This is a genomic window from Roseomonas sp. USHLN139 (assembly GCF_037145735.1).
Taxonomy (GTDB): domain Bacteria; phylum Pseudomonadota; class Alphaproteobacteria; order Acetobacterales; family Acetobacteraceae; genus Pseudoroseomonas.
The window spans coordinates 377,023-395,057 of the sequence record NZ_JBBCWY010000005.1 but is presented as its reverse complement, the minus strand read 5'-3'; the positions used below and the strand labels follow the sequence as shown (position 1 = coordinate 395,057).

The 18,035-nt window shown below is 73.0% G+C and carries 16 protein-coding genes; 8 read left to right on the top strand and 8 right to left on the bottom strand.

The annotated features are described in order from the left end of the window. Positions 1–5 precede the first annotated feature (5 nt). Entirely contained in the window at positions 6–929 is a 924-nt protein-coding gene (locus tag WFI16_RS16685) for an SMP-30/gluconolactonase/LRE family protein (RefSeq protein WP_419898962.1), read from the top strand. 109 nt (positions 930–1,038) lie between these two features. Here the strand turns inward: WFI16_RS16685 and WFI16_RS16680 are convergent, their stop codons facing one another. The 5 genes from WFI16_RS16680 to WFI16_RS16660 form a co-directional block, all read right to left on the bottom strand. Then, on the bottom strand, positions 1,039–1,557 hold the full coding sequence (locus WFI16_RS16680; RefSeq protein ID WP_419898961.1) for a DUF421 domain-containing protein: 519 nt from the start codon (positions 1,555–1,557) through the stop codon (positions 1,039–1,041). A 59-nt stretch (positions 1,558–1,616) separates the two neighbouring features. Further along, the gene (locus WFI16_RS16675) at positions 1,617–2,840 is read right to left on the bottom strand and encodes a PRC-barrel domain-containing protein (protein ID WP_419898960.1); all 1,224 of its coding nucleotides are present in this window, start codon (positions 2,838–2,840) and stop codon (positions 1,617–1,619) included. Between the two features lie 335 nt (positions 2,841–3,175). Beyond that, positions 3,176–4,207, bottom strand: a complete 1,032-nt coding sequence (locus WFI16_RS16670) for an amino acid ABC transporter substrate-binding protein (protein ID WP_419898959.1) — start codon at positions 4,205–4,207, stop codon at positions 3,176–3,178. A 68-nt stretch (positions 4,208–4,275) separates the two neighbouring features. Beyond that, entirely contained in the window at positions 4,276–5,304 is a 1,029-nt protein-coding gene (locus tag WFI16_RS16665) for a threonine ammonia-lyase (RefSeq protein WP_419898958.1), read from the bottom strand. After that, positions 5,301–6,179 (bottom strand): SMP-30/gluconolactonase/LRE family protein, encoded by an 879-nt coding sequence (locus tag WFI16_RS16660; protein WP_419898957.1) that lies wholly within the window; start codon positions 6,177–6,179, stop codon positions 5,301–5,303. Before WFI16_RS16660 ends, WFI16_RS16665 begins: the two co-directional genes overlap by 4 nt. Before the next feature lie 174 nt (positions 6,180–6,353). Here WFI16_RS16660 and WFI16_RS16655 point away from each other — a divergent pair, with 174 nt between their 5' ends. The 5 genes from WFI16_RS16655 (at position 6,354) to WFI16_RS16635 (ending at position 11,675) form a co-directional block, all read left to right on the top strand. Beyond that, on the top strand, positions 6,354–7,940 hold the full coding sequence (locus tag WFI16_RS16655; protein WP_419898956.1) for an ABC transporter substrate-binding protein: 1,587 nt from the start codon (positions 6,354–6,356) through the stop codon (positions 7,938–7,940). A 4-nt stretch (positions 7,941–7,944) separates the two neighbouring features. Continuing rightward, positions 7,945–9,369, top strand: coding sequence for an amidase (locus WFI16_RS16650; RefSeq protein ID WP_419898955.1), 1,425 nt, complete (start codon positions 7,945–7,947; stop codon positions 9,367–9,369). A 13-nt stretch (positions 9,370–9,382) separates the two neighbouring features. Continuing rightward, positions 9,383–10,159: an SDR family oxidoreductase gene (locus tag WFI16_RS16645; protein WP_419898954.1), complete on the top strand. Its 777-nt coding sequence runs from the start codon at positions 9,383–9,385 to the stop codon at positions 10,157–10,159. A 42-nt stretch (positions 10,160–10,201) separates the two neighbouring features. Beyond that, positions 10,202–10,888 carry a bifunctional 4-hydroxy-2-oxoglutarate aldolase/2-dehydro-3-deoxy-phosphogluconate aldolase gene (gene eda, locus WFI16_RS16640; RefSeq protein WP_419898953.1) on the top strand — a complete coding sequence of 229 codons (687 nt, stop codon included), beginning with the start codon at positions 10,202–10,204 and terminating at the stop codon, positions 10,886–10,888. Between the two features lie 64 nt (positions 10,889–10,952). Then, on the top strand, positions 10,953–11,675 hold the full coding sequence (locus WFI16_RS16635; protein ID WP_419898952.1) for a GntR family transcriptional regulator: 723 nt from the start codon (positions 10,953–10,955) through the stop codon (positions 11,673–11,675). Positions 11,676–11,727: 52 nt separating this feature from the next. Here the strand turns inward: WFI16_RS16635 and WFI16_RS16630 are convergent, their stop codons facing one another. After that, on the bottom strand, positions 11,728–14,079 hold the full coding sequence (locus WFI16_RS16630; RefSeq protein ID WP_419898951.1) for a heavy metal translocating P-type ATPase: 2,352 nt from the start codon (positions 14,077–14,079) through the stop codon (positions 11,728–11,730). Between the two features lie 172 nt (positions 14,080–14,251). Beyond that, positions 14,252–15,265: a threonine ammonia-lyase gene (locus WFI16_RS16625; RefSeq protein ID WP_419898950.1), complete on the bottom strand. Its 1,014-nt coding sequence runs from the start codon at positions 15,263–15,265 to the stop codon at positions 14,252–14,254. Between the two features lie 77 nt (positions 15,266–15,342). Here WFI16_RS16625 and WFI16_RS16620 point away from each other — a divergent pair, with 77 nt between their 5' ends. Beyond that, positions 15,343–16,659 (top strand): aminotransferase-like domain-containing protein, encoded by a 1,317-nt coding sequence (locus WFI16_RS16620; protein WP_419898949.1) that lies wholly within the window; start codon positions 15,343–15,345, stop codon positions 16,657–16,659. Between the two features lie 42 nt (positions 16,660–16,701). Here WFI16_RS16620 and WFI16_RS16615 read toward each other — a convergent pair whose 3' ends face one another. Continuing rightward, on the bottom strand, positions 16,702–17,235 hold the full coding sequence (locus WFI16_RS16615) for a hypothetical protein (protein WP_419898948.1): 534 nt from the start codon (positions 17,233–17,235) through the stop codon (positions 16,702–16,704). 247 nt (positions 17,236–17,482) lie between these two features. Between WFI16_RS16615 and WFI16_RS16610 the strand changes: the two genes are divergently transcribed. Continuing rightward, positions 17,483–18,028: a PRC-barrel domain-containing protein gene (locus WFI16_RS16610; RefSeq protein WP_419898947.1), complete on the top strand. Its 546-nt coding sequence runs from the start codon at positions 17,483–17,485 to the stop codon at positions 18,026–18,028. Positions 18,029–18,035 lie beyond the last annotated feature (7 nt).

Genomic DNA, 18,035 nt, shown 5'->3' with positions numbered 1-18,035 from the left:
GCAGGATGAGCTTCTTCGCCGCGCCGCCGCGCCTCGAGACCGAGGTCTTCACCCGCCTGCCCGACCGGTTCCGCCAGGCGCGGCGCACGGCCTGGAGCGATGCCAACCGCGCCGGACGTCCCGTCGACAGCTTCCTGGAGGGCCCGTCCTTCGACCGCCAGGGCCGGCTCTACGTCACCGACATCCCCTTCGGCCGGGTCTTCCGCATCTCGCCGGAGGGGGAATGGGAGCAGGTCGCCGAGTATGATGGCTGGCCGAACGGGCTGAAGATCCACCGGGACGGCCGCATCTTCATCACGGACTACAAGCGCGGCATCATGCTGCTGGAGCCGGAGAGCGGCACCGTCACCCCGTTCCTCGATACCGTGCGGTCCGAGAGCTTCAAGGGCGTCAACGACCTGGTCTTCGGGCCGGATGGCGCGCTGTACTTCACGGACCAGGGCCAGACGGGGCTGCAGGACCCCTCGGGCCGGGTCTACCGCCTCGGCGCCGACGGGCGGCTGCAGCGGCTGATCGACACGGTGCCGAGCCCCAACGGCATCGTGGTGGCGCCGGATGCCTCGTTCCTGCTGGTGGCGGTGACGCGCGCCAACCAGATCTGGCGCCTGCCGCTGCATGAGGATGGCAGCGTCACCAAGGCCAGCATCTTCTGCCACCTCCATGGCGGGCCGAGCGGCCCCGATGGCCTGGCTCTGGACGCCGAAGGCTGCCTGCTGGTCGCCCATGCGGGCTTCGGCACGGTCTGGCGCCTCTCTCCCCGGGCAGAACCCCTGGCGCGCATTGCCTCCTGCGCCGGGTGGTCCACCACCAACCTGGCCTTCGGGGGCGCCGGGGGGCGTACCCTCTTCGTGACCGAATCCGAGACCGGGTCGATCCTGCGCGTGGCCCTGCCGGTGGCGGGCCAGCCGCTCTACTCCCACGCCGAATGACGCAGGGCCAACAGCCCCCTCGCGGGCGGTGCGCGCCCGCCAGGGCCGTCCCGCCTGACCACGCCTGAGGGCGGCCAGCCGGCCAGGCTGGTTCAGCACCGCAGGACCATCAGGCCGAGGTCCGCACCCCGCGCAGCACCTCGACGGTTCCGCTCGCGGCAGCGGCAGCCGGGATGACGCTCAACGTGCCATCGGTTTCCAGCACCACGGCCGCCGCGGCAGCCGGGCTGGCCACGCCGGACGCGCGGAGGGCGGCCAGAACCTCGTCCCGCGTGACGCGCTGCTCGCGCATCATGCCCTCGAGCATGCGCCCCTCGTGGAGCAGCAAGCTGGGTTCGGATTTGACGAGACGGTCGAAGCGATCCGAGCGCACCGACAGCCAGGCCACGACGTATTGCAGCCCGGCCAGCAGGGCGAAGGCCAGCACGCCCTCCGCCAGGGCCACGGAATTGTTCAGCAGCACCGTCGCGAGCGTCGAGCCCAGCGCCACGGTGACGATCAGGTCGAAGGCGTTGAGCTTCGCCAGCGTCCGCTTGCCCGAGATCCGCAGCATCAGCACCAGGGCCGCATAGGCCAGGCTGCCGACCAGCAGGACGCGCAGCAGGCCGAACCAGGAGTCAAAGAGCATCTGTTCCAACCCTGCCTGGGGGTGGGGAGGAGCCTTGTCGCTCCTCCCCCTGCGTCACCTCAGCCGCCCTGTGTCTGCTGCTGCCAGAAGCGGTCGATCTCCTGCCGCCGCTGCGTATCAGCCTGCGCATTCGCGAAGCTGTCCGGATTGACCTTCGGCGCCTTGTCCAGCGTGTCTTCCGTCACCCGGACCACGAAGGCATCCATCTGCGGCGTGGCCCGCAGCTGCTGCCAGGGCAGGGCCACATAATCCTCGCCGAGGCCCAGGAAGCCGCCACGCGAGAGGATCACGTAGCTGATCTGCCCGTTGCCCGGGTTGAGGATCACGTCCTCCACGCTGCCGAGATACTCATCCTGCGGATTGCGGACGTCCATGCCGGTGATGTTGTCGGCCCGGAAGTTGCGCTGCATCTTCGTCACCGGCTGCGCCGCCGCCAGTTGCTGCTGGCGGTAGGACACCATCTGCCCCGGCTCCACCCCGGCCTCGCGCAGCTGGCCCGCATACTCGCCATAGACATCCCGGACCTCGCCCAGCACGGTCTGGCAGGCCTGCTCATCGCCGCGATGGGCCAGAACGGCGGCCGCACGGTAGAGGGTGCCGATCTCCTGAGCCGGCGCCGTCCGCCAGGTCATGTTGCCCCAGGGGCCGGTGCCCGCCGCGGCGGCCGATGCCCCGGTGCCGGAGGCCGCGGCGCCCCGGTTGTTGGTGCCGGACGTGGTCGCGGTGCCCGCCGGCGTGTTGGCCGGCGCCATGGTGGTGCGCGCGCCGTCCATCCCCAGCCGACCCGGCGTGTTCCAGCCGAATCCCTGGCGGTAGCCGCTCAGCCAGTATCCTTCCTTGTCCATCCGCTCGCTGAACGCGGTCAGGTCGCGCATGCACGTCTCGGCAACCTGCCGCTGCCCCTGGGCCTGCTGGCCCGGCTTGTCCGAAGCCCCGGCACGCTGGCCGGCCGATGGCTTGCCACCCTGCCCCTGCCCCTGCCCCTGCCCCTGGGCCTGCGCCTGAGGCTGGGCGCCTGGATTTCCCGTGTTGTTCGGGGCGGGCTGGGCGCTGGCGAGCCAGGGGGCCAGGCAGACCATCGCGAGCGAAGAACCGGAGAACAGCATTGTCTTGCGCATGATTTTCTCTTCCTTGCTGGGCATGAAGACCTTTCGGCAAAGGCGACGTCGTATCGCCCTCCTTCCCCAACCCCCGACATCGCCGGGGGTTCGCCAATCTGGTCGAGATTGTGGCGGATTCGCCTTTTTTCTGCCTTTTTTCCAGCCGGGGCAGGTCTGCTGCACCGGATGCCGCCGGGATCGAACGACCCAGGCGGCGCCCTGTGGTGGCGGACGGGCGATGGCTGCGGTCCAGCCTGGCCCGCAATGCGGCGGTGTCCGGCAGCGGGACCCAGCGCGGCCACGACCGCAAGCGCAGCGGCGTCACCGGCCGCGCCGGGACCACCGGATGATTGGAGGCTCAGGCCCGCCAAAACGAATGGGGCAGCCGATCGGTTGCCGCCCGGAGGATGGCGCTTGTTGTCCCGCAGGCGACCCTCGCCGCAGCGTCCACGCAGGGATGACGCTCGCGGGCGAGGATGCCTGCGGATGCCGAGGGAGGCTGCCCCCCCTCCGCCGCTCTACTGGATCGGCGCGCCGTACATCAGCCCGCCCTGGGTCCAGAGCCGATTGAGCCCGCGCGGCGTCGGGGTCTGGCTGGCCTCGCCGAAATGCCGCTCGAACACTTCGCCATAATTCCCCATGTTGCGGATCACATGGTAGGCCCAGCGGCTGTCGAGCCCCATGAAGCGGCCATGCTCGCCGGTGACACCCAGCAGGCGTTGCACCAGCGGATTCTGGCTCTGCAGCATCTCGTCCAGATTCGCCTGGGTGACGCCGAGCTCCTCGGCATTGATCAGCGCGTGCAGCGTCCATTTGACGATATCGAGCCACTGCTCGTCGCCCTTGCGGACATAGGCGCCCAGCGGTTCCTTGCTGATGCGGTCGGCCAGCACCAGGTGCTCCGCCGGATTCTGCAGCCGCGAGCGGATGCCCAGCAGCAGGGTGGCGTCGTTGCTCAGCGCATCGCAGCGGCGGGCCTCATAGGCGGCGATGCCCTCGTCGGCGCGCTCGAAGATCAGCGGCGTGAACTTGATCCCCGCCGCGCGGGCCCATTCGGCGGCGTTGATCTCCGCACGCCCCCCCTGCGGCAGGCAGATCGTCGCGCCATCGAGCGCGCGGCCCTCGGCGATGCCGAGCGAGCGCCGCACCAGGAAGCCCTGGCCGTCATAGAAATGCGTGCCGGTGAATTCCAGCCCGTTGTTGGTCTCCCGCGTCTGCGTCCAGGTCAGCGACTGCGCCGCCAGGTCGATGGTGCCGGCCTGCAGGCTGACGATGCGCTGCGGCGCGGTCATCACGATGTAGCGCACCTTCGTCGCGTCGCCGAAGACCGCGGCCGCCACCGCGCGGCACAGATCGGCATCCATGCCGCGCAGCTCGCCACGGGCATCGAAGAGGCCGAAGCCGGGGCTGGCGCCGCTGGTGCCGCAGAGCACGACGCCGCGTGCCTTCACCGCGGCCAGCGTCGGCCCGCCGGCGGCCTGCGCCGCGGCGTCGCGCGCGCCGGCACCGAGCGACAGCGCGACCAGCGCCATCCCGAGCAGTCCTGCCATCCGCATGGGTGATCCTCCCTTGTTGTTTCCTGACGCAAGCCCCTCGCCGCCACGCTGCCGCCGCCACCCTAGGCAGGCGGCGGGGCGGAGCGGGTGACGATCTCCGCCAGAAGCGACCCGTCGAGATGGCGGCCGCTGGCAATCACCATCACCGTGCGCCCGCGGACCAGGGCGGGATCGGCGAGCAGCGCGCCCAGCGGCAGGGCGCCCCCGGGCTCAACGACCAGGCCGAATTCGGCGAACAGGGTGAAGACCGCGGCGCGGGCCTGATCGTCGGTCACCACCGCCGCCCGCGTGCCATGCTGCTGGTGGATGCCGAAGGGCAGGGCGCCCGGCGTGATCGCCAGCAGCGCATCGCAGATCGACGGCACGTTCCCGGCATTCGTCAGGCGCCGGCCGGCCTCCAGGCTGCGCAGCAGGTCGTCATGGCCGGGCGGCTCGACGGCGAGGAGCCGCGTCTTCCCGCCCTGCAGCGCCAGGGCGCAGCCCGCCGAGAGCCCGCCGCCGGAGCAGGCGACGACCAGCAGGTCCGGCACCGCGCCCTGCCCCGCGGCCTGCGCCATCGCTTCCAGCGCCAGCGTGCCGGCCCCCGCGATGACGCGCCGGTCGTCATAGGCCGGCACCAGATGGTAGCCCCGCTGCGACGTCCAGTGGCCGAGGAGCGCGGCGCGGTCCACCGTCTGGCGATCGTAGAACTCCACCCCGGCGCCCCAGAAGCGGGTGCGCTCGACCTTGGCGCGCGGCGTGTCGCGGGGCATCAGCACCACGACCGGCCCGAGGCCCAGCCGCCGTCCCGCCCAGGCGACCGCCTGCCCGTGATTGCCGGAGGAGAGCGCCACCAGCCCGCCTGCCGCCCGCGCGCGCGGCAGCTGCGCCAGGTAGTTCCAGGCGCCGCGCAGCTTGAAGCTGCCGGTGTGCTGCAGCCCCTCGGCCTTGACCAGGACACGCCCGCCCAGCCGCGCGTTCAGCCGCTCGCTTTCCAGCAGCGGCGTCTCCAGCGCGACGCCGCGCAGCCGCGCTGCCGCCTCGTGCAGGTCCGACAGCGGCGGCGGCAGCGCTTCCCAGGGCGCCCCGTCGGGCGCGGTCTCCGGCGTCACGACGCCACCGCCTCGCCGAAGCGGCCGACCGGCACCCCGGCGACCCCGACGCGGAAGGCGATCACCGTGCCGGGCTCGGGCCCGTCAGGGCCGGTGCTGGCCAGGGAGGTGACGAACAGCGTCCGGCGGTCGGCGCCGCCGAAGCAGGGCATGGTCGGCGCCGCCACCGGCAGCGGGATGCGCTCGACGATCACGCCCTCGGGCGAGATGCGGTTCAGCACGCCGGCGCTGACGCCGGCGCTCCAGTAGAAGCCCTCGACATCGACGGCGGCGCCATCCGGCAGGCCCTGCGCCTCGGTCAGCGTCAGCAAGCGACGCGGGTTGCTGGCGCTGCCGCGGGCGGCATCGAAGTCGAAGGCCTGCACGAAGGGGCCGCGGCTGTCGGCGTGATAGAGCGTGCCGCCATCCGGGCTCCAGGCCAGGCCGTTCGAGCAGCGCAGCCCGCGGGTGATGCAGGTGACCTCGCCCGAGGGCGTCACGCGATACAGCGCCGCCACCGGCTGCCGCTCCGCCCGGTCGTCCAGGCTGCCGACCCAGAAATTCCCGTCCGGCCCGACCTTGCCATCGTTCAGCCGGTTGCTGGCCGGCGAGGGCTCGGGATGGACGAGGAAATCGAGAGCGCCGCTGCGCGGGTCGAACAGGTGCACGCCGCTGCGCAGGGCGACCACCAGGCGCCCCCCGGTGGCCAGGCCGAGGCTGCCGGGCTGCGCGGGCATGCGGAACTCGCGCAGCCGGCCACTCTCCGGCTCCAGGCTGAGCACCAGCTGCTCGGCGATATCGACGAACCACAGGACGCCCTCCCGATCGTCCCAGACCGGGCTCTCTCCGAGCGTCAGGGGGCGGTCGATCAGCCGATTCACGTCCGGGCGCTGCATGCGTGACCTTTCAGAGTGCCGGGTGATGAGGCGGTTTTTCGTATATCAGAGTCAACACGAAATTCGCGATCCCCGGCAGAGAATCGGGATTGCACGAAAAGAATGTTTGTTTTGATATGTCAAAACTGCGTCCAGGCCCCAGCCTCGAGCCCTGCCTCGTGAGGAGCGTCCGCCATGCTTCGCCGCCGAACCGTGCTGAACTCCGCCATCGCCGCCCTGGCCACCCCGGTCCTCGCCCCCGCCATCAGCCGGGCACAAGGCCGGTCGGTGCTGAAGTTCATCCCGCAATCGGATCTGGCGCTGCTGGATCCGGTGCAGACCACCGGCCTGGTGACCCGCAACCACGGCGCCATGGTCTTCGACACGCTCTACGGGCTCGATGCCGGCTTCGTGCCGCAGCCGCAGATGGCGGCGGGCCACCGGGTGGAGGATGACGGCCGCACCTGGCTCATCACGCTGCGCGACGGGCTGACCTTCCATGACGGCACGCCGGTGCTGGCGCGCGACGTCGCCGCCAGCATCGACCGCTGGTCGCGCATCGACGCGCTGGGGCAGACGCTGCGCGCCCGCGCCGACGAGATCGTCGCCGCCTCCGACACGGTGCTGCGCATCCGGCTGAAGCAGCCCTTCCCGCAGCTGCCCTTCGCGCTCGGCAAGGCCTCGGCCACCTGCTTCATCATGCCGGAGCGCCTGGCCCGCACCGATGTCGCCACCCAGGTGAGCGAGATCGTCGGCAGCGGCCCGTTCCGCTTCCTGCCCGGCGAGCGGATGGCCGGGCAGCGCGCGGTCTATGAGAAATTCGCCCGCTACGTGCCGCGCGCCGAGCCGCCCAGCTTCATGGCGGGCGGCAAGGTCGTGAAGGTGGATCGCGTGGAATGGCATACCATCCCCGATGCCTCCACCGCCGCCGCCGCCCTGCAATCGGGCGAGATGGACTGGTGGGAACAGCCGATCCCCGACCTGCTGCCGGTGCTGAAGCGCAACCGCAACATCGCCGTCGAGGTGAAGGACAAGGGCGGCTATCTCGGCATGATCCGCTTCAACCAGCTGCATCCGCCCTTCGACAACCCGGCGATCCGCCGCGCCTTCCTGGCCGGCATCAACCAGGCAGACTACATGATCGCCACCATGGGGTCCGACACCAGCCTGTGGAAGGACAGGGTCGGCTTCTTCACCCCCGGCTCGCCGCTGGCGAACGAGGCGGGGCTGGAGGCGCTGACCGCCCCGCGCAGCCTGGACCGCGTGAAGCAGGCGCTGGCCGAGGCGGGCTACAAGGGCGAGAAGGTGGTCTTCATCGTCCCCAGCGACCTGCCGGCGCTGAATGCGATGAGCGAGATCACCGCGGATCTGTTCCGCCGCGTCGGCATCAACCTGGACTACCAGGCGCTGGACTGGGGCACCGTGCTGCCCCGCCTCTCCTCGCGCAACGCGCCGGACAAGGGCGGCTGGAGCGTCTGGTGCAACTACCTGCCCGGCATCGTCGCGGTGAACCCGGCCGGCAATTCCTTCATGCGCGGCATCGGCCAGCGCGGCCCGGTCGGCTGGCCCAGCAGCGAGAGGCTGGAAGCGCTGCGCGACAGCTTCCTCGAAGCCACCGATCCGGCCGAGCAGCGCCGCATCGCCGCCGAGATGCAGCGCCAGGCCTTCCAGGACCTGCCCTATATCCCGACCGGCTTCTACTACCAGCCGACCGCCTACCGCACGAGCCTGCGCAACATCGTCGAAGGCTTTCCGATGTTCTGGGGCGTGGAGAAGGGCTGAGGCGATGCGCGACGAGGATCTCGGCTTCGCGCCGGCCACCGAGCTGGCGCGGATGGTCGCCCACAAGGCGATCTCGCCGGTCGAGCTGACCACCGCGCTGCTGCGGCGCATCGAGGCGCTGGAGCCGCGGCTCAACGCCTTCGCCCTGCTGGTGCCGGAACAGGCCCTGGACCAGGCCCGCGCCGCCGAGCGGGCGGTGATGCAGGGCGCGCCGCTCGGCCGCCTGCATGGCGTGCCGATCACCATCAAGGACCACGAGGCGATCGCTGGGCTGCCGACGGAATTCGGCAGCCTCACCCGCAAGGGCGACACCCCTGACTTCACCACGCCGATGGCCGCGCGGATGCTGCAGGAAGGCGCCATCCTGCTCGGCAAGACGACGACCTCCGAATTCGGCTGGAAGGGCGTCAGCCAGAGCCCGCTGACCGGCATCACCCACAATCCCTGGAAGCAGGGCTACAATGCCGGCGCCTCCTCGGCCGGCGCCGGCGTGGCCGCAGCGGCGGGCTACGGCCCGCTGCACCAGTCGGGCGATGGCGCCGGGTCGATCCGCATGCCGGCGCATTTCTGCGGCGCCTTCGGCTTCAAGCCGAGCTATGGCCGGGTGCCGGTCTATCCGCCCGGCACCGGCGACAACACGCTGCATCTGGGGCCGATGACGCGCAACGTGGCCGATGCGGCGCTGATGCTGCGGGTGATGGCCGGGCCGCATCCCTGGGACCCGACCAGCCTGGAGGCGCCGCCCGCCGATTACCCGGCGCTGCTGCGGCAGCCGCCCGCGCGCCGGCCGCGCATCGCCTTCAGCCCGGATCTGGGCCATGCGCGGGTGGACCCCGAGGTCGCGCAGCGGGTGCAGCAGGCGGTGGAGGCGATCGGGCAGGCGCTCGGCCATGCGGTCGATCAGCCCGGCACACCCTGGGGGCCGCAGGGTCCGGAGCTGGCGCGCTATTTCTGGCCGGCGCATTTCTCCCGCTTCGGCGACCTCCTGCCGCAATGGGAGGCGCAGATGGATCCGGGCTTCGTCGCCTGCATCCGCGCCGGCAGCGGCACGACGGTCGCCGAGTACCAGCGGATGCGCATCCGCAAATATGCCTATGGCGTCGAGATCCACCGCTTCTTCGAGGAATGGGATTTCCTGCTGACGCCTTCCGTCTCCGTCGCCGCCTTCCCGGCCGACCGCCTGCAGCCGGAACACTGGCCGCAGCATCCCTGGGACTGGCTGAGCTGGGCGGAATTCTCCTACCCCTTCAACCTCTCCGGCAACCCGGCCTGCTCGATCCCCTGCGGCTTCACGGCCGAGGGATTGCCGGTCGGCCTGCAGATCGTCGGACGCCGCTTCGACGATCTCGGCGTGCTGCAGCTGGCAGCGCAGTTCGAGGCGATCCGCCCCTGGGCGCAGCACCGCCCTCCCCTCGCCATCCTGGCATGAAGGACGATCTCACGTGACACATTGGGCTTTCGTGACCGGCGGCGGCGGCGATATCGGCGGCGCCATCTGCCAGGCCATGGCCAGGGATGGCTGGGCCATCGCCTGCGTCGACCGCGCCATGGACCGCGCCGAGGCGGTCGCCGCTTTGGTGCGGCAGGCCGGCGGCCAGGCGGTCGCCATCGAGGCGGATGTGACCGATCCGGCCTCGGTCGCGGCGGCGGTCGGGCAGGCGCGGGCGCTGGGCGAGATCCGCGCCCTGGTGAACACGGCGGGCAAGGCGCATGCCATCACCCTGGGCGTCACCGATGCCGCCTCCTGGCGGGCCGATTTCAGCGTCAACCTGGACTCGGCCTTCCTCTGCATCCAGGCGCTGAAGGGCGTGCTGATGGCAGAGGGCGGCGTCATCGTGAACATCGCCTCGGTCAACGGCATCGGCGTCTATGGCTTTCCCGGCTACAGCGCGGCCAAGGCGGCGCTGATCCACCTGTCGCAGTCGATGGCGGTGGAGTTCGGCCCCGCCAATGTCCGGGTCAATGTCGTGGCGCCCGGGACGGTGCGCACCCGCGCCTGGGCGGCCCGGCTGGAGGCCAATCCCGGGCTGTTCGACGAGCTGAAATCGCTCTGCCCGCTGCAGCGCATCTCCGATCCCGCCGATGTCGCCGAGGCGGTGGTCTTCCTGGCCTCGAAGCGGGCCTCGATGATCACCGGCGCGGTGCTGGCCGTGGATGGCGGGCTGTCCACCGGCGTCGCCGCCGTCGGCCAGGCGGTGACGCAGGAACGCCACCGCTAGGGCCGCGCCCGGCCTCCTCCCTCTCCCGCGACAGGAACCGCCATGCCGCCGACCGACACCCTGGCCGCCCCCGCCGCAGCCGGCCCGCTGGCCGCCCTGCTGGCGGGGCGCCCGCCGCTCATCGCCATCCTGCAGGTCGATCGCCTGGAGGATGCCCTTCCCCTGCTGGACACGCTGGAGGCGGCCGGCCTTCCCGCCATCGAGGTGACCCTGCGGTCGCCGCAGGCGCTCGGCGCCATCGAGGTGATGCGGCGGCGGGCCGATCGCGCGGTGATCGGCGCCGGGACGCTGACCCGTCCCGCGCAGTTCGCGCAGGCCCGGGAGGCCGGGGCGCGCTTCCTGGTCAGCCCCGGCCTGACGCCCGGCCTGGCACAGGCGGCCGCGGCGGCCGGCCTGCCCTTCCTGCCGGGCGCCGTGACGCCGAGCGAGGTCCTGGCCGCGCGCGAGCACGGCTTCACCGAGCTGAAATTCTTCCCCGCCGAGCTGCAGGGCGGCCCGGCCTGGCTGCGGCACATGCAGCCGCTGTTCCCGGAGGTGCGCTTCTGCCCCACCGGCGGCGTCTCCACCGCCAACCTGCAGGACTATCGCGCCCTGCCCAATGTCTTCGCCGTGGGCGGCGTCTTCATGGCCCCCGCCGAGGCGATCCGCGACCGCGACTGGCCGCGCATCGGGCAGCTCGCCCGCGACGCCGTGCGGGCGGCGGAGGCCGCGGGCGCGCCGCCGGCGTGAGCGGCCAGGCTGACGGGCGCGCCGCGAGCTGCCATACTTGCCGATCTCGAGGAACCATGACGCCTTGACCCTGTCTGACGACATCCCGGACGCTGAGCTGGGCGCCCGCAGCAGCCTCTCCGACAGGATCTACACGGAGCTGCGGGTCGCCCTGATGTCGGGCTATTACGAGCCCGGCGACCGGCTGAACATCCGCAGGATCTCCCAGCTCAGCCAGACCTCGCCGACCCCCGTGCGCGAAGCGGTGATGCAGCTGGTCCGCGAGGGGGCGCTGGAGCTGAAGACGGGATACCAGCCGCGCGTCCCGGTGCTGTCGCCCGAGGCCTATATGCGCATCCTGGAGGTGCGCGTGCCGCTGGAGCGCATGGCCACCGTGCTGGCGACGATGCAGGTGACGACGGCGATGCTGGAGGAGCTGCGCGCGCTGGACCGGCAGTTCATCGCCGCCGAGCGCGGCAATGAATGGAAGGCCGCGATGAACCACAACCGCGCCTTCCATTTCTGCATCTACCGCGCCTCCGGCAACGAGGTGCTGGTGCGGACCATCGAGAATCTCTGGCTGCTCACCGGCCCCCTGGTCGGCCGGCAGTATGTGGAGACCATCCACCGCGCCTCCGACGCCGCCCTGCACGGCCAGATCGTCGAGGCGCTGGAGCGGCGCGCGCCGCATGAGGCGAGCGACCTGGTGGTGCATGACCTGCGCTACGGCGCCCGCATCATCCTGGAGCGGATGCGCGCCGCCGGCACCCGCCGGAAGCCGCGCGCGGCCGAGGCGGCGCCAGACTGAGCGCCCCCGGCACGGCATCCCGCGGCGACCGCCAGGCCGGGTGATCCCGCGCTCAGGGTGACGGCCGGCCCGGCTGTCGCTGGCCAGCAGCCCGCGGCCCTGCATGCTCGCTGTCGGCCAGGCTGTGATACAGCTCATCCTCCTGGGCGAAGTGCAGCCGCAGGACGGCGTCCAGGCCATAGAGCACGCGGCGGAAATCATTCATCTCGCTCGGCCCCGGCCCCTCCGCCGGCAGATCGGCGGTCATGCGGGTGAGCAGCGCGCCAAGCTGCTGCACCTCGCGATGCGCCCGGTGCATCGCGGCCATCGGGTCGCCGCCGCCGAGCGCGCGCTCCACCGCCGGGTAGAGCTGCAGGCCGTCTTCCCGCTCATGCCGCAGCAGGTGTTCCCGCACCACTTCCTCGACGCCCGCCAGGGCCGCCGCGGCCTCGCGCGGCGACAGCGTGGCGAGCTGGTCGGCCACGGCGCGCAGGCGGGACAGCGGCGCCGCCAGCCGCTGGTGCTCCGCCTGGAGGCGGGCAACCTCGGCGGCAGGCAGCGCCGCCCGCGGGCGCCCCGGGATGCGCAGGCGCAGGACCCGCAGCGCGTTCAGGATGGCGGCCACGTCAATCGCCTCCTGCAGCAGCGCGCCGGTGACCGGCGGCAGGAAGCCCAGCGCCGCCGCGACCATGGCCAGCGCCGACAGCCCCATGCCGACCGCGACGGTCTGCAGGGCGATGCGCCGCGTCCCCTGCGCGACGGCCAGCGCCTCGGCCAGCCGGTCCAGCCGGTCCACCAGCAGCACGACGTCGCCCGCCTCCGAGGAGGCGCCGGAGCCGCGCGCCCCCATGGCCACGCCGACATCCGCCGCCGCCAGCGCCGGGGCATCGTTCACCCCGTCGCCCACCATGGCGCAGGTCTCGCCCGCCTGCCGGGCCGCGGCGATGGCGGCGAGCTTGTCCTGCGGCTGCTGCTCGGCCCGCACCTCGTCGACGCCGAGCGCCAGGCCGATCGTCTCGGCGACGTCGCGGCGGTCGCCGGTCAGCATCACCACGCGCGTGATCCCGGCCTGGCGCAGCAGGCGCAGGGCGCGCGGCGAGTCCGGACGGATCTCGTCGGCGAGCAGGATGGCGCCCAGCATCCGCCCCTCCGCCGCGACAAAGACGCCGGCGGCGCCCTCATAGCCCATGCGCCGCAGGAAGCGGCCGGTCCAGTCGGCCTCCGGTACCCGGGCAGCGACATAGGCATGGCTGCCGACCGAGACGGGACGGCCCTCCACGAGGCCCGTCAGGCCGGCGCCGGGCTGTTCCTCCACCGCGCTCGGCAGGGCCAGCGCCAGGCCGCGCGCGCGGGCGGCGGTGACCAGCGCCTGGGCGATGGAATGCTGCGAGCTCTGGTCCAGGCTGGCGCCGAGACGCAGCACCTCGTCGGGCAGCACGCCCGGCGCCGCCTCGATGCCGGCCAGGCGGGCCTGCCCGGCGGTCAGCGTGCCGGTCTTGTCGATGAACAGCGTCCGCACCCGGGCCAGCGCCTCCAGCGCGCCGCCGCCCTTCACCAGCACGCCCCGCCCGGCACAGCGCGACAGGCCGGAGACGATGGCCACCGGCACGCCCAGGATCAGCGGACAGGGGGTGGCGACCACCAGGACGGCGAGGCCGCGCACCGGGTCGCCGCTCCAGGCCCAGGCGGCGCCCGCCAGGCCGATGGCCAGCGGGGTGAAGACGAGCGCGGCGCGGTCGGCCAGGCGGGCGGCCGGCGCCTTGGCGGACTGCGCCTCCTGCACCAGGCGCACGATGCCGGCGAAGGTGCTGGCGGCGGCGCTCGCCCGGGCCTGCATGTCGAACGGGGCGCCCGCATTCACCGCGCCGCTGCGCACCGCCTCGCCCGGCCCGCGCGTGACCGGGATGGGCTCGCCGGTCAGCGCGGATTCATCCAGCACCGCGGCCCCTTCGAGCACGACCCCGTCCACCGGCACGGCTTCCCCGGCCCGCACCAGCAGGCGATCGCCGGCCGCCACCTGGTCCAGCGGCACGGCGGCGAGCTGGCCCTCCGCGTAGCGGCTGGCCGTGCGGGGGACGCGGGCCAGCAGCGCGGACATCTCGCGCCGGGCCCGCGCCTCGGCATAGCCCTCCAGGGCGCGCCCGCCCGACAGCATCACGCCCACCACGCCAGCGGCGACATGCTCGCCGAGCGCGAGGGCGCCGCCGATCGAGAGCAGCGCGAGGATGTCGAGGCCGACCTCGCGGCGCAGCAGGCTGGCCAGGCTGTCGATCAGCACCGCCAGCAGCACCGGGACCGTTCCGGCCAGCAGCAGCCCGGCGGCCCAGTCGGCCCGGCCGAGCCAAATGGCGCCCAGGCCGGCGGCGAGGCTGGTGGCCGCGAGCGCGAGCAGGCTGAGGTCCAGAAGGCGTCTCGTGTTTCCCATGGCCGCATCCCCTCGCCACCGGAGCCTATCGGTCGGGCTGTGCGGCAATAAGGAGCGCGGCCCTGCCGCCGCATGACCCTGTCGGACGGCTGGCGCGAGGTTCCGGCATGGCACGCCCACCGGCTCAGCAGGGCGGGTGGGTGCCGATCCGGGTCGGCGCGGCCGCCCGCGCTCAGGCAGGGGCGAAGAGCGCCCGCTGGTACATGCCGGGATCGACATTGGCGCCGGTCAGCGCGACCGCGACGGTGCGGCCCGCCACGGGCAGCCGCCCGTGCAGGGCCGCCGCGAGCGCCACGGCGCCGCCTGGCTCCACCACCAGCCCGAACTCCTCGAACGCCACGCGCATGGCCGCAAGCGCTTCGGCATCGCTGACCACCAGCCCGCCGCCGAGGCGGGGTGCGTTGATCGCGAAGGTCAGCACCCCCGGCATCGGCGCCTGCACGGCGTCGCAGATCGACGCCGCGCCGGGCGCGTTGCCGAGGCGCGTCCCCGCCACCAGGCTGCGCGCCGTGTCATCGAAGCCTTGCGGCTCGGCGGCGAAGACGCGGGCATCGGGCAGCATGGCTTCCAGGGCCAGCGCGCAGCCCGCCGTCAGGCCGCCCCCGGCGCAGCACACCACCAGGGCCTCCGGCGCCGCGCCCATCGCCTCGGCCTGCCGGACCACCTCCCGGCCGAGCGTGGCCGCCCCGGCGATGACGCGGCGGTCGTCATAGGGCGGCACCAGGATGAGGCCGCGCGCCGCCGCCAGCCGCCGCCCCAGCGCCTCGCGATCCTCCGTCGCCCGGTCGTAGAGCACGACCTCGGCGCCCCAGCCACGGGTGCGCTCGATCTTGGCCGCCGGGGCATCGGACGGCATGGCGATCACCACCGTCCCGATCCCCAGGCGCTGCCCGGCCCAGGCCACCGCCTGGGCATGGTTTCCGGACGAGAAGGCGACCACGCCCCGGGCGCCCTCCTCCGCCGTCAGCAGGCAGAGGCGGTTCCAGGCGCCGCGGGCCTTGAAGCTGCCCGTGCGCTGCAGCCCCTCCGCCTTGACCAGCAGCCGCCCGCCGAGGCGCGCGTTCAGGCGCTCGCTCTCCAGCAGCGGGGTCTCGACGAGCACGCCCCGGATGCGTCCGGCCGCCTCCTCGATCTCGGCGAAGGTGGGAGCGGTCAGGTGCCAGGGCGTCGGGTTGCTGTCGTTCATGAAGCCTGATTGCCGGCGCTGGCCAGGTGAGGCAATGGAAGGATTGTCTCAGAGACAATGCGGGCCGGGGGGGGCCGATGGGCGCGAAGAGCATCGCCACGATGCTGGAGGCGGAGATCCGGGAGGGCAGGCTCCTGCCGGGCGCTCGGCTGCCGACGCACAGGGAGCTGGCCTTCCGCCATGGCGTCGCCCTGAACACCGCCTCGGCGGCGATGCGCCTGCTGGAGGCGCGGGGTCTGGTGGTCGGCGAGGTCGGGCGCGGCAGCTTCGTCCGGGCGCCGGGCCATGTCGACGCCGCCGCCTTCCGCATCGAGGAGGCGCGGCCCGGCCTCATTGACCTGTCCCGCAACGTGATGCCCCTGCCGGGCCTGGCCGATCGCTTCGAGCGGGCGGCACGGCTCGTCCTGCGGCGGGAGCGCGGCGCCGTCGCCGACTACCAGCCGCATGCCGGGCGCGCGGCGGACCGGGCCGCAGGCGCCGCCTGGCTGTCGCGCCGCGGCCTGCCCGACGATCCGGCGCGCCTGGTCATCGGCGCGGGCGCGCAGCACGCCGTCACGGTCGCGCTGCTGGCCACCGCCCGCCCCGGCGACACGATCGCGGTGGAGGCGCTGAGCTGGCCGGGCATCAAGGCCAGCGCCGCCGCGCTGGGGCTGGAGGTCCTGCCGGTGCCGATGGATGCGGACGGGCTGCGTCCCCGCGCGCTGCTGCGGCTGGCCGCGCGGCACCGGATCGCGGCGCTCTACTGCATGCCGTCGCTGCAGAACCCGACCGGCGTGACGATGCCGGCCCGGCGGCGCGAGGCCGTGGCGGCGATCGCCCGGCGCCTCGACTTCCAGATCATCGAGGATGACGCCTATGGCTTCCTGACGGAGGACGACGCGCCGGTCCCGCCGCTCGCCGCGCTGGCGCCGGAGCGGAGCTGGCATCTCCGCTCCACCTCCAAGAGCTTCACGCCCGGGCTGCGGGCCGCGTGGATGCTGGTGCCCCCGGGGCGCGAGGAGCAGGCTGCCAACCTGGTCCGCGCGACGGTCTGGACGGCGCCGCCGCTCGGGGCCGCCATTGCGTCGCTCTGGGTGGGGGATGGGACCGCCGCCCTGCTGGAGGCAGAAAAGCGCCGCGAGGCGCGGGCCCGGCAGGCGCTGGCCCGCCGCCTGCTGCCCCTCGCGGCATCGCCCGCGTCGCACCCTGCCTCGATGCACCTCTGGCTCGACCTGCCGCGCAGGACAATGGCCCAGGCGCTGGTGCAAGACCTGCTTGCGCAGGGGGTCAAGCTCTCGCCCGGCGCGGCCTTCGGCATCGGCAGCGCGCCCAACAGCCTGCGGCTGGCCCTCGGCGCGCCGGAGGATCGAGGCGAGCTGGAGCGGGCGCTTCGTCTGATCGCCCGCGCCCTCTAGCAGCAGGCGACGCCAGCGCTGTCGACGACACAGGCTGTCGCTTCACACGCCAGCCTGCCGGACCTTCTCGAGGTCGAGCTCACCCTTGGCGCCCCAGCCGGTGACATCCTTGGGAACCTCGGGCCTGAAGGCCTCGTAGAGCCGGAAGCCGATGCGGTTCAGCTCCTGCGGCTCGTGGCGCGCCGCCAGCGCCTCCATGGCGGCGACAACCACCGGCAGATGGCGGCCAAAGGCACGGGTGACGTAGGCTTCCACCGGCGCCGCTGGCGCGGGCTTGCCGCCCCCGGCATCCGCCAGCACCTGGCCATCGGCGTCGTGGGTCAGGGGGACGTCCTTGCCAAGCAGACGCACCGTCTCCCGCGGGGCCACGGCGGTGACGCCGTCCTTCTGCCGGGTGTCCTCCGACAGGCCCAGGCGCCGGGCCTTGGCCTGGGCCGCGGTGCCCGCCACATGGCTGGCCAGGCTGAGCGCCATGTCCCGGGGATGCCCCAGGCGCCCGGCGACCACGGCGGCCCACAGGGTCAGGACCGGTGCCCGGTTCACCCGGATGCGGAGATCTGGTGATTCCTTGCTCATGCGCAGGGGCCTCCCGGTGGACCGGAAGCCATCACCCTCGGTGCCGGTTTCCGGTCCTGCTGCCGACGCGGCACGGCGCCCCGTCTCTGGTGATGCTGAACGCCGGAGAGGCGGTCGAAGATGTGGCAGACATTGCCGGTGCCTGCAGGCGGCGGGCGCCGGAAACTTCCCCCTGGCACACCGCGTAACACCGCTGCGCCGCGGCCCTGGGCCGCTCACCAGGATCAACCAGGATGGGAAGACGCCGATGACCCGCCCCCTCGCCCTCGCGGCCTTGGCCGCCACCCTGCTCGTCGCCACCCTGCCGGCCCAGGCGCAAGGCCAGGGCCAGGGCCAGGGCCAGAGCCAGACACCCGCGCGGCCCGGCGCGACCAGCGGCACCCCCGAGAATGTCGATATCGGCGCGCTCAGCCGCGGCCTCAGCATGCACCGGCTGCTCGATGCCGATGTGCATGGCGAGGGCGATCGCGAGATCGGCGAGATCGAGGATGTCGTCCTGCCCGAGGGCGGCGGGGCGCCGGTGGCCGTGCTGTCGGTCGGCGGCTTCCTCGGTGTCGGCGAGCGGCATGTGGCGGTGCCGCTGGCGCAGCTGCAGCATGACGCGCAGCGCGGCCGCTGGAGCCTGCCAGGCGCCACGGCGGAAAGCCTGAAGGCCATGCCCAGCGTCAGCCTCGCCGACATGCGGCGCGGCGGTTCGGATCGCGGCGGCGCGACGCCGCGGGCCGCCACCGGCTCTCCGGGCGCGCTGAGCGGCGGCCCGAGTGGCGGCAGCGGGCAGCAACTCAACCGCTGAAAGCCGG